The sequence below is a fragment of the uncultured Campylobacter sp. genome (assembly GCF_905372745.1).
Taxonomy (GTDB): domain Bacteria; phylum Campylobacterota; class Campylobacteria; order Campylobacterales; family Campylobacteraceae; genus Campylobacter_A.
On the sequence record NZ_CAJPQR010000051.1, the window covers coordinates 1 to 11,198 of the forward strand.

An 11,198-nucleotide genomic window follows, 5' to 3' on the forward strand; every position below is an offset into this window, starting at 1 on the left:
TTAAATACAATTTTTTAAAATTTCGATCTTGAAAAACAGTTGCTTGCTAGATTATAGCTTCTCTAAAATTTTAGATTTTTTCTTGGGTAGCGGAAGGGGTTGTACTTACGGTCTGCTTGCAGCTACGAGCGAAGCGACGCAGAAAACCCCCGCCATCCCCACTGCACGTGAGAGGTGGCGACACTGCTTTGCTAGCGCAAAGCGTCGCAAATTTAAATTTAGTGTTTTTAGGGTACGGGTCTTGGCAAGTAAAATTTACGAATTTATCAAGATATGAGATAAACATTCCAGACGGATTGTATGTAGTTTAAATAGTTTACGGCGGATACGACGGGAGCGGACTAGTCGTCCGTGACCCGAGTATCCTAGCCGAAAATTATTTGAAATCCAGCCTAGCCGGGGAATTAAAATTACTTCTTTTTCATGTCGAATTTATTCGCCATAAATCCAACCAGTCCCACAAAGAAAAGTCCGCCGCAGATATTGCCTAGCGTAACGGGAACTAGGTTTTTACCGATGAAATTTCCCCAGTTTAGCATTTCTAGTTTTTCAGCCGTGATGCCGTGCCCTAGAGCCGTAGCTGCAGCGGTGATATCTCCGCCGTTTGCCGCGATGTAGTGAGCTTTAGCGATGATGGCTTCTGTTATGATAAACATATTTGCCACGCAGTGCTCCATAGAGCATGCGACGAACGCGCCGATCATCCACATAATGGCAAAAAATTTGCCCGCTAAGTTGCTCTCGCTGGTCGCAGTCCAGATAGACATGCAAACAAACACGTTACAAAAGATACCGCGAATAAATAGCTCGTGAAACGGCGCGGTAACCTTGCCTATACCTGAGGGTATAAAGTGCTGCAAGATATAGCCGTCGTATTTTAGCGGTAAGCCGGAGTAATAATACATATAAGCAATTAGCGCGCCGCCGACGAAGTTAAAAACCCAAACGATCGCCCAGTAGCTAAAGGTTTTGCCTAAATTTAGCTTGCCTTCATACGCGCTAACGCCGCTTAAAACCGAGCTAGTAAATAGATGCCCGCCGTAGAAAACGACCATCATAAGTCCGCAGCTAAAGGTGATGCCGCCGATAAAATTTGCAAGACCGATAGACTGCTTTTCAGCCATGCCCACGGTCGAGTGCGCCCAAAAAATATCGCCCATAGCAATCGCCGCGCCCGCCATGATAGCTAGAAAAATAATGCTTACTAACGGAGTATGCGCCTTGTGCTCCATCGAATTTGACACCGCTTGCGCGGTTTCTGCAGGATTTAACATCTTCTCCTCCTAATTTAAATTTTTATCTATTTCCAAGATACGTTCAAAGGCTTTTTGCGCGCTTTTTTTCGCGTTTTCGCTTAAGCCCTCTTTAAAATCAAGCACGTTTTCAAGCAAAACGCTAATGCCTAAAAACAGCGTCTTGGGGCAAATTTTACGCAGGTAGCTTAAAAGTACGGGCGTGGGCAAGTTGTGCGTCGAGTAGATATAGTCGCGCTCGTTGCTCAGATCAAAAAATTCGATCGCGCCGTCTTTAAACCCGCTCATAGCATCTACCACGACGATGATATCGGGCGCAAATTCTCTAAGCGCGCCAAACTCGTTTTCAGGCACGTCCTGTCCGTAAAATACCCGCCAATCTTTCAAATTTACCTCGACTATCCGCCCCGTTTCGTTGCCCACGTCGTCGTCTCCGCGCATGGGATTACCGATGCAAAGAAGCGCCTTTTTCATCTCTTTTCCTTTCTTTTTTGAGCGCCTTTAAATGAGCTTGAAAATTTTAGCCTGCGATGGACTACATGTCCTATCTCGGCTAAAATTTTCTGCGCAACATTTAAATTCATCTCAAAAATCCTTCCTAAGCACCAGATATCCCTCGCGCAGATTTTCAAGCTCTTTTTTTAGCTCGCATTCGCAAAGCTCTGGGATGAGCCTTGCCGCATGCTCCCTAAATATCTCCACTTCAAAATACTTGCTTAAATTTCCCAGCTTAAATTTGACGTATTCGCCGCCGCTAGCGACGATACGCTCAAACTCCTCGTCGGGTATTTCGAGCGATTTTTCGCTAAAGTCCACCGTCCCCACGCCGTGTCCGACGCAGACGGAAAATAGCTTGATATCTTTTAGCTCTTTTGGCATCTTTTCATTTTCGTCCATGTGGCGGCGGGCGAGTTTATAGACTCTTATCATCGTTTATCCCAAATTTCTTTTTTGACGTCGATGGCGTTTTGCGTATCGCGTTTTGCTTTGGCGTATTTTAGATAGACGTCGTTGTAAAGCAGTCCCATACACTCGGCGTATCTAGGGTCTTCTTCTTTATGGATAGCCTCTAGCATTACTTTTTTAGTAGCCGCTACGTCGTGGATATTAGGAGAAGTTTTGGCTGCGTCCATATATTTAGCAAACAGCGTCCTGCCGAAGATATAGCTCATTAGTCTCTTTGCCTCGGCTTCCAAATCGCGCTCGAAAAGTATATCGCCTATGATAGACTCTTTTACGGCAGGGGCTTTGCAGTCGTCTTGTTCAAAGCTTCTTTTTTGTAACTTTTGATCTATGATGCCAAGAGCCATACCAAGGCCGTATATGACGCTAGCAGGATGCGGAGGACAGCCCGGGATATAGACGTCTACTGGGATAATCTTATCTATACCGCCCCAAACGCTATAAGCGTCGTAAAAGATACCGCCCGTACTGCCGCATGCGCCAAAGGCCACCACGATCTTTGGATCAGGAGCTGCTTCGTAAGCGCGAAGCAGCGGATAATACATCTGGCGCGTAACCGGGCCGGTGCAGAGCAAAATGTCTGCGTGGCGAGGATTGGCTACTAGCTTAAATCCGAAGCGCTCCGGATCCCACATCGGCGTGATAGCGGCGAAAATTTCTATCTCGCAGCCGTTGCAGCTACCGCAGTCGATGCGGTAGACGCTAAAACTTCGTTTGATATTTTTTAGATGTTCTAACTTTGCGGTTAGGTCGTTTGCCGTTTTTATATTTTCGGGAACTTGATAAAGGCTCATTTTATCCCCTCCTCTACGTCTTTAGTTATGCGCTCTACGGCTTGGGCTTTTTTGCACTCCGGGCAGATATATAGATAGTCTTTAGCCTCTTCTAGTCTGCCCGGGAGCAAATTTGCCGTGCTAAGCTTTGAAAAAGTATAGTTGATGAGGCGAACCGGCGTATACGGCTTGCCGCAGCATTTGCACTTTTGCATCTCTAGCTCGCCGCGCTGTATTAGTGCGCTTTTGTCAAATTTAACCGCTAGCTCGAAACCCTGGCTTAGGCGCACGCCGCCCGTCGGACAAACCTCGTCGCAGCGTCCGCAAAATATGCATCGTCCGCAGTCAAACTGCCAAACAAGCTTGTCTTGCTTTTCGTTCATCTTTAGCTCTATGGCGTTGCTAGGGCACGCTACGCCGCACGCCGCGCAACCTATACAAAGCTCGTAGGTGTAAAACGGCTGCCCGCGGAAATTTTCGGGTACCTTATAAGGCTCAAACGGATAGGCGTAGGTCGCCTTTCCATATTTTTCGGTTACGTCAAATAACTTCATCATCTTAAATCCTTTTTGCTAATTTTGCCCGTTTGGCAAAATTTCTTAAGGTCTTTTTCGGTTAAAATTTTGCTCTTTTTGGTATTTACGTCCACTACGGTAACGCGGTCGGTGCAGGAGTAGCACGGATCTAGCGAGCAAACGATGAGCGCCGCGTCGGAAATGTTGTTTCCGCGGAACTGATAGCGAAGGCTAGGCCAGTTGTTATAAGTAGCCGCGCGGCATCTCCAGCGGAAAACCTTTTGCGCGCTGCCTTGCATGATCCAGTGGACGTTTTCGCCGCGAGGAGCTTCTACGTGTCCAAGGGCGAAATTTTCAGGCTTTATCATCGTTTTTGGATCGATTGATATCGGCGTTTGAGGCATTAGCTCCAAACACTGCCTGATGATATGTATGGACTCTTTTAGCTCGTTATATCTCACGACTTCGCGGCTAAATACGTCTCCGCCGTGCTCTACGTAGACTTTAAATTCGATATTTTTAAAGAAATCGTAAGGGTGGTCGTAGCGGTTGTCGCGCTTTAGACCAGAGCCTCGCATATTAGGCCCCACGGGGCTAAAGTCTCTTGCTACTTGCTTATCTAGCACGCCTACGCCTTTCCAGCGCGCGATTTGGCGTTTATCGTCCATAACCGCGTCCCAAATTTCAGAAATTTGAACGTCGAGCTTGTTTATCATCTCGATGCCCTTTTTTATCTCGTTATCGGTCATATCGCGGCGAAGTCCGCCCATGATGACGTTGCCGTAGGTTTTACGGCCGCCCGTTACTAGCTGGGCTAACTCCATAGAGTACTCGCGCACTCTAAAGATATGCATAAAGGCGTTATAGTTACCCGTTACCTCGCAAGCTAGACCGATATTTAAAAGATGGCTGTGAAGGCGCTCGATCTCAAGACAAATCACGCGGATAGCCTGCGCTCTTAGCGGGATTTCTAGCTTTATAGCTTTTTCGGCCGCTTCTATACACGCAATCGCGTGAGCATAACCGCAAATTCCGCAGACGCGCTCTGCGAGATAGCCCATCTGATCGTAGTTCATACGGTTTTCGGCTAGCTTTTCCATACCGCGGTGCTGATAAAAGAGGCGGTAGTCTGCGTCTATGATCTCGTCGCCGTCGCAAAATAACCTAAAGTGTCCAGGCTCGTCGCTAGTTACGTGCAAAGGCCCAAGCGGCACGTCGATGACGCTATCGCCTTTTGGAAATAAAAACTCGGCGTCGGGCTCATCTTGGTGAGCGACGGGATCTGGGCGGTAGCGGTAGTCCATCGCGTCTTTTCTAAGCGGATAAAGGCCGTCCGGCCAATCGTCGCTTAGCACCAATCTACGCTTATCGGGCAAGCCCTCGGCTACTAGGCCGAACATATCGTAGGCTTCTCTTTCGTACCAAACGCAAGCAGGCACTAGCGGCGTAACGGACGGAAAAGTCGGATCGACGCCGGGAATTAGCGTTTTAACGGTGATAAAGCACTTATCCTCGGCGGCAAAGTCGTCTTCTTCCGTCATCTTGCCGCCCTCCATAGACAAAGCGTAGTAAAGCGCAAAACAGCCGTTTATAGTCCTCTCGTCGCTAGGTATCATCGTAGAGATGAAACCGCCGATATCGTAGTAAAGGGTCTTAACCGCAAGCGGAAGGTCGTTTCTGTCCACTAGGACGGTGATTTGGTCGTCGGCTTGGCGGGTTACTTCTAGAACCTTTACCTTTGTTTTTAAAATTTCAACGAATTTATCGCCTCTCATAATAGTTCTCCAGTTATTATCTTAACGCCGTTTTCAACCAGCGTATAAAAGTTATCCACGTGCCAAACGCCAAAGATTATAATCAAAGCGCAAAGCAGGATAAGCGGTAAATTTTCTAATATACTCATCTCTTTATTGTGAACGACCGCGGCTTTAGGTTCGCCAAAGCTTGCTAAGTTAAAGTGCGAGAAGTCCGCGATAAAGATGATGGCAAGAGCTATCGCAAATAGCGCAACGCTAAAGTATTGACCGCTATTTACGGCGCCGACGAAGACGTTAAATTCGCTAACGAATATCGCAAACGCAGGCACGCCTACCAGCGAGCAAACCGCCGCGCCAAACATCATCGTAGTTACGGGAGCTATCTTTATCATACCGCCCATTTTGCTCATATCTTTGTGTCCGTAAATTCTAGCGATATTGCCCGTTGAGCAAAACGCAAGAGCCTTGGTAAAGCTGTGAGCTAGGCAGTGGAAAATCGCCGCAAATAGCCCGAAAGGTCCGCCCACGCCAAGAGCAAAGGCGATAACGCCCATATGCACGATAGAGTGGTAGGCAAACATCCTTTTTACGTCGTGTTGCCTGATTAGGAAAATTCCGCCCACAAATAGCGTAATAAGACCGGAAACTATCATCACGCTTTGAACGAATTCCATGCCCGTAGCTTGAGCCGCGATAGCGTAGTATCTAAATAAAGCTAGCATCGCGCACTTTAGCAAAACGCCTGAAAGCAGAGCCGAAATCGGCGCCGGGCCTTGGGCATGAACGTCGGGAAGCCAGGTGTGCGTAGGAGCAAGGCCGGCTTTGGTGCCAAATCCGATAAGCGCAAAGACGAAGATTAGCTTAGCGACGTCGGGGCTTAAATTTTTAGCGTTTGCCATTATGCCCGTCCATAGCATCGCAGCCTCGCCGTCTTTTATCTCCGCAAAGGTCGCAGAGTAAAGAAGCACGGTCGCATAAAGCGCGAACGCTAGGCCGATAGAGCAAAGGACTATGTATTTATAGCCGCTCTCGGTTGATTTTTGATCTTTTAGGATCGCGACTAGAAATACCGATGAAAGCGTAGTAGCCTCGATCGCGGCCCACATAAACGCGACGTTGTTACAGATGACGCTTAAGCTCATCGTAAAGATAAACACGTGGCTAAGCGCGTAGTATTTCTTAAGCGCGCTTAAATTTATATGTCCCTCTTCAAGCTCCCATCTCATATAGTGGGTCGCGTATAAATTTACCAGTAGGCCCGTAACCGCAATAAGTATCAAAAATACGCAGCCAAGGCTGTCTAAAAACAAAAATTTATCGTGCGCGTAAAACGTACCGCCCGTTAAAACCTTGCTTACGTTAAATAGCAAGGCTAAAGACGTAACTGCGCTAACTGCTACGTGAAGCAAACTCAAAAAAGCGTAATTTTTCGGAGAGAAAAATAGCAGTATCGCTCCAAGAAGCGGTAAAATTAATATCAAAGTTAAACTATCCATCTCTATCCCCTTAAATTCGTAGCCTTAGACGTATCAAGGCTGCCGTATGCTTTATAAAATCTAATCGCTAAAACGCTCATAATGATAACCGCAAAAATCGCGTCGGTTAAAATTCCAAGCTCGACAAGCTCGTTTGAGTTGTAAGCCATGAGCGCTAGGCTTAGATGTATGCCGTTTTCAAAAAGGCAATAGGCTAAAATTTGCTTGATAAACGAGTTTCTAAGCATAAAGCCAAAAACCCCCATCATAAACACGCAAACCGCGGCTAGTAGCATTATCTTTTCTTTAATAAGCGAAAACTCCAAAAATATCGGATTAATACTCATCGCCAAAGCCAAGCTAAAACCCATTGCTATAACGGGGCTCACGAAAAAGCCGCCTACAGGCTCGTCTTCGTGCACGACGCCAAGATTTTTAATAAGCCAAAGCAAGATCGCAGGCACGAATAAAACCTTCGTAAAAAACGCCACGACCGCCCACGTAGATAGTTGCTCGGCGTTAAATTTAGACGACAAAGTAAAAAATATCCCGACTAATAGTAGCGTCTGGACTCCGTAAACTATAACGGATAGCTTTAGGCTTCTTAGCCCGAAAACCGCCAAAGACGTTACCATCATACAGATAGCCAAAGTATCTAAAATATTCATCTCACACCCCCACGACGTAAAGCGTCAAAGCCGCAAAAGATATAGCTAGAGCAGCTAGAGCGTTTTTACGTAAGCTCGAAGTCATCTGGAATCTAGGTCCGAAGTTATCTATAAACACGGCCGCTACGTAAAACACTCCCGTTTTTAAGACGAAGATTATCACCGCTAAAAACGGATTGCTAAAATTCCACGGCTCGAAAATCGAAAGGAAAAGTCCGATCATCGCAAATTGTTTTAAGATAAGCGAAGCCTGAACTAGGCCTAAATCAGAGCCCGCGTATTCGCCTAGCAAGCCTTCTTGCAACTCCTGCTCAGCCTCTGCTAGGTCAAAAGGCTTTCTACCGGTTTCAACGTATATGCACCACAAAAACGCTATCGAAGCGACAGCAAAGCTTGGGATCTGATATCCGATTTGACCGCTTTTTACCATTGATTGGATTTCTACTAAATTTGACGTTCCTGCCGCTAGCATAACTACGATTAGGCACATTATCATCACTGGCTCGACATAGACGGCTAGCATCTGCTCTCTACCGCCGCCGGTAGCCGCAAACGGGTTGCCGCTATCCATAGAAGCAGCGCCAAAAACAAAGCGAAGTAGCGCGCCTAGGTAAAGAATCACGAATATGTCCGAATACGCTCCAAAAATCGTGCTTTTGCTATAAGTAATAGGAATAGCCGCCAGTATCGCCGCCGAAGTAGCAAACAAGAAAAACGGAGCCTGCCTAAATACCCAGTGAGAGCATGCAGGCACGGTTCTACCGCGTCTAAATAGCTTTATGATGTCGCGATACGTCTGGAAAAAATCGCTACCTTGTTTTGATTGCAGTTTGGCTCTTAGTTTCCTAGCCATACCGTCAAACAAGGGCGCAACCAAGACGATAACGACTACTTGAAATATCATCAAAAGTATAGTCTGTAAAATTTCCATCTCACGCCCCCTATATCAAAAAGTAGCTAACCGCTAGTATCGCGCAAAGATATATGAGGATATATAGCGCGTAAACGTTGGTGTAGCCGCTTTGCATTATGCCTATTTTTTCAGCGACCTTTTCGGTAAATTTAATCACCGGCTCGTAAAATAGCCCCCACCAGATATCTTTTGGATGGTTATGATACTCGACCGGGTTAAAATAACCTTTAGTCACGACTTTTCTCTCGCCTTTAAACAGCCAGTTCATTATGCGTCTTAGATCGCCCGTGAAAGGACCGCCCGTCATTTGCATACGAGAGCTATACTTAAATCCGCAAGCCCAAGGATCTGTCTCGCGAGGTTTCTCGCGGTTTGCTTTCATCACGGCTAAAATCGCAAAAGGCAAAACCATAGTAGAACACAAGATGATGGCGATTAGCGGAGTTGAAACGACGCTGCCTAAATTTGAGGTTAAATTTATACCGTGGCTAGCTACGTAACCGCCTGCGCCGCCTATGGAATTTACGGCCGTTTGGATGTAGCCGACGACCACGTTAGCTCCGATACCAAAGCCTATACAGCCGATCATTAGCACTATCATGCCAAGCACCATAAATACCGGGCTTTCTTTTGCGTTTTCCCAAATTTTCTGATCTCTTGGAGTTCCCGCAAAGATTACTGCGTAAAGCTTAAGGTGCATGCCGACTAACACGCCCGTAAGCGCTAGTGCAACGACTGAGAGCGTAAAGGCGTATCTAGTAAAGATGCCCTGCTCTAGCGCGCCTTGAAGCATACCTTGATAGGTAAACCACTCGGATACGAAGCCGTTAACGGGAGGCAATGCCGCGATACCCATGATACCGATAAACATGCCAACAGACGTCCAAGGCATCTTTTTAGCTAGGCCGCCTAGCACGTCCATATCGCGAGTGTGCGTAGCGTGCAAAACCGAACCCGCGCAAAGAAACAAAAGTCCCTTAAATATCGCGTGGTTAACCACGTGATAGCATCCGGCTAAAAATCCGATCGCAGCAAGCGTCATATTTCCGGCGGCCAGACCGTATAGGCCGGTGCCAAGACCGAGCAAGATGATGCCGATGTTTTCGACAGAGTGATAGGCAAGAAGCGCTTTATAGTCGTGCTGGCAAAGAGCGTAAAGAACGCCAAAAAGCGAGCTAGCGGCACCCAAAATCAAAACCGTCAAGCCAAAGTAAATGCTTAAAGGCAAGAAAAGCGTAAATTTAACTAGAGTAAATAACGCAACCTTTATCATTACGCCGCTCATTAAAGCAGAGACGTTTGAAGGAGCGGCCGGGTGAGCCATCGGTAGCCATACGTGAAACGGCCACATACCCGCCTTGCTGCCAAAACCGACCAAAAATAGTATAAACACGACGACGCTAGCCGCAGTCGGCATATTTAGGTGGGCAAATTTGCTAAACTCGGCGCTGCCGGCGTAGTGAGCCATTATTAGCAGTCCGCAAGTGATACAAAACGCGCCGACTTGAGCGATACCAAGATACACCATCACCGCTTTTAGCGTGCCTTTGCCGTCGTTTACGAGGATGAGGAAAGACGAAATAAGCGTCATAAGCTCCCACAAAACAATGAAGCAAAATACGTTATTTGCGCTGATGACTAGAAGCATCGAAAGGATGAAAAGGTTAAACAAACAGGCAAAAACGCCTACGCTTGCTTTTTTGATGTATTCCTCCGCATAGCTCATACCGTAGACGCTGCTGGCAAAGCCGATAAAAACGACTACGAAGCTAAAGAAATTTCCAAGCGGAGTTAGCTCGAATTTCGGCGCGTATAAAAAGTCTCCGCCAAGAGAAAAGCCCTGTATCGTCCCCATATGCGCCACAAAGTAGCAAAGCGCGTAAAAACAGCTAATCGCGCTTAGTCCAAAGCCGATTTTTACGGCTGATTTTTGAGCGCCGTAGAGCAGGATGCTAACGGCGGCGCTAACTAAGAAAAGCAGATACACGCCTACCATCTCGCACCCCCTTTTGCGCCGCTATTTTCGTCGTTCATAGCGCGCGAATTTGACGCCGCTTGCTCTCTTGCCTGCTCGCTAGGAGTTTTGTCAAGCTCCTTGATGACGATGACGTCGCCCTCGCCGTCCACGTCCTGAGCGCCGATATCGGCTAAAACGTGGGGCTCTTTTAAATTTCCGCTTCCGCGTAAAATTTTATTGACGAAAGCCTGCGCAGCCTCCTGCTCGATCTTGTTGCCGAGCTTGTGATGGCTGTGCAAAGGATCGACCATGATGATAGCGCTGGTCGGGCAAACCTCGACGCACGCAGGGCCGTTTTCGCGTCCGAAGCACATATCGCACTTTATTGCGGTATTTTTCGCGCCCGCCTGGCTTTCGATTTCGAGGTAGTATTTGGGCTCTACCGCGTAGTTAACCGACGGCATGAGCTCGGCGCTCGAGCTTATCGCGCCGTAAGGGCAAGCGATAGTGCAGAGTTTGCAGCCTATACAAATCTCTTCGTGAAGCTCGATGTAGTTGTCGTCAAACCTTAGCGCCCCGGTAGGACATACGTTCGCGCAAGGACCGTCATCGCACTGACGACACTGCGTCGGCATGACGCCCTTTGCCTGGCGCAATACAGTTAGCCTAGCCTTTGAGAGCTTGCCGCGCTCATAGGCGCTACGGAAACATGCCGCCATGCAAGTAGCGCAACCGATACAACGTTTGTAATCGGCGATCACAAATTTATGTCGTTTCATAAATTCTCCCTTCTACTTGTTTTTTGATTCTTGATTACTCTTAAATCTTGAAGCAATTTTATTACTTTTAAAAATTTATTTCCGTCATCTGTCTGACGAATTTTGTATTTTTCAGATTAATTTTTATGAATTATTTATTTTTAAG

11 protein-coding genes are annotated in these 11,198 nt (G+C 47.1%); all 11 read right to left on the reverse strand.

The window, feature by feature from the left end:
* Window positions 1–410: 410 nt before the first annotated feature.
* On the reverse strand, window positions 411–1,274 hold the full coding sequence (locus QZ157_RS10295) for a formate/nitrite transporter family protein (protein ID WP_295145292.1): 864 nt from the start codon (window positions 1,272–1,274) through the stop codon (window positions 411–413).
* Between the two features lie 9 nt (window positions 1,275–1,283).
* Window positions 1,284–1,727, reverse strand: a complete 444-nt coding sequence (locus tag QZ157_RS10300; RefSeq protein ID WP_295145294.1) for a hydrogenase 3 maturation endopeptidase HyCI — start codon at window positions 1,725–1,727, stop codon at window positions 1,284–1,286.
* Between the two features lie 111 nt (window positions 1,728–1,838).
* Complete coding sequence (locus QZ157_RS10305; RefSeq protein ID WP_002948669.1) at window positions 1,839–2,183, reverse strand: formate hydrogenlyase maturation HycH family protein; 345 nt, start codon at window positions 2,181–2,183, stop codon at window positions 1,839–1,841.
* Window positions 2,180–3,010: an NADH-quinone oxidoreductase subunit B family protein gene (locus tag QZ157_RS10310; protein WP_004322348.1), complete on the reverse strand. Its 831-nt coding sequence runs from the start codon at window positions 3,008–3,010 to the stop codon at window positions 2,180–2,182. Before QZ157_RS10310 ends, QZ157_RS10305 begins: the two co-directional genes overlap by 4 nt.
* On the reverse strand, window positions 3,007–3,546 hold the full coding sequence (locus QZ157_RS10315) for a formate hydrogenlyase complex iron-sulfur subunit (protein WP_295145296.1): 540 nt from the start codon (window positions 3,544–3,546) through the stop codon (window positions 3,007–3,009). Before QZ157_RS10315 ends, QZ157_RS10310 begins: the two co-directional genes overlap by 4 nt.
* Window positions 3,543–5,279, reverse strand: a complete 1,737-nt coding sequence (locus QZ157_RS10320) for an NADH-quinone oxidoreductase subunit C (protein ID WP_295145298.1) — start codon at window positions 5,277–5,279, stop codon at window positions 3,543–3,545. The genes QZ157_RS10315 and QZ157_RS10320 overlap by 4 nt, the downstream gene beginning before the upstream one ends.
* Window positions 5,276–6,757, reverse strand: a complete 1,482-nt coding sequence (locus QZ157_RS10325; RefSeq protein WP_295145300.1) for a hydrogenase 4 subunit F — start codon at window positions 6,755–6,757, stop codon at window positions 5,276–5,278. Before QZ157_RS10325 ends, QZ157_RS10320 begins: the two co-directional genes overlap by 4 nt.
* 2 nt (window positions 6,758–6,759) lie before the next feature.
* Window positions 6,760–7,404, reverse strand: coding sequence for a hydrogenase 4 membrane subunit (hyfE, locus tag QZ157_RS10330; protein WP_295145302.1), 645 nt, complete (start codon window positions 7,402–7,404; stop codon window positions 6,760–6,762).
* 1 nt (window position 7,405) lies between these two features.
* Entirely contained in the window at window positions 7,406–8,335 is a 930-nt protein-coding gene (locus QZ157_RS10335; RefSeq protein ID WP_295145304.1) for an NADH-quinone oxidoreductase subunit H, read from the reverse strand.
* Window positions 8,336–8,345: 10 nt separating this feature from the next.
* A complete protein-coding gene (locus QZ157_RS10340) occupies window positions 8,346–10,313 on the reverse strand; it encodes a proton-conducting transporter membrane subunit (RefSeq protein ID WP_295145306.1) in 1,968 nt (655 codons plus the stop codon).
* The gene (locus QZ157_RS10345) at window positions 10,307–11,053 is read right to left on the reverse strand and encodes a 4Fe-4S dicluster domain-containing protein (RefSeq protein WP_295145309.1); all 747 of its coding nucleotides are present in this window, start codon (window positions 11,051–11,053) and stop codon (window positions 10,307–10,309) included. The genes QZ157_RS10340 and QZ157_RS10345 overlap by 7 nt, the downstream gene beginning before the upstream one ends.
* Window positions 11,054–11,198 lie beyond the last annotated feature (145 nt).

Coding starts and splice junctions, on each gene's coding strand:
- QZ157_RS10295 (WP_295145292.1), bottom strand. CDS start 1,274: ATGTTAAATCCTGCAGAAACCGCGCAAGCGGTGTCAAATTCGATGGAG.
- QZ157_RS10300 (WP_295145294.1), bottom strand. CDS start 1,727: ATGAAAAAGGCGCTTCTTTGCATCGGTAATCCCATGCGCGGAGACGAC.
- QZ157_RS10305 (WP_002948669.1), bottom strand. CDS start 2,183: ATGATAAGAGTCTATAAACTCGCCCGCCGCCACATGGACGAAAATGAA.
- QZ157_RS10310 (WP_004322348.1), bottom strand. CDS start 3,010: ATGAGCCTTTATCAAGTTCCCGAAAATATAAAAACGGCAAACGACCTA.
- QZ157_RS10315 (WP_295145296.1), bottom strand. CDS start 3,546: ATGATGAAGTTATTTGACGTAACCGAAAAATATGGAAAGGCGACCTAC.
- QZ157_RS10320 (WP_295145298.1), bottom strand. CDS start 5,279: ATGAGAGGCGATAAATTCGTTGAAATTTTAAAAACAAAGGTAAAGGTT.
- QZ157_RS10325 (WP_295145300.1), bottom strand. CDS start 6,757: ATGGATAGTTTAACTTTGATATTAATTTTACCGCTTCTTGGAGCGATA.
- hyfE (WP_295145302.1), bottom strand. CDS start 7,404: ATGAATATTTTAGATACTTTGGCTATCTGTATGATGGTAACGTCTTTG.
- QZ157_RS10335 (WP_295145304.1), bottom strand. CDS start 8,335: ATGGAAATTTTACAGACTATACTTTTGATGATATTTCAAGTAGTCGTT.
- QZ157_RS10340 (WP_295145306.1), bottom strand. CDS start 10,313: ATGGTAGGCGTGTATCTGCTTTTCTTAGTTAGCGCCGCCGTTAGCATC.
- QZ157_RS10345 (WP_295145309.1), bottom strand. CDS start 11,053: ATGAAACGACATAAATTTGTGATCGCCGATTACAAACGTTGTATCGGT.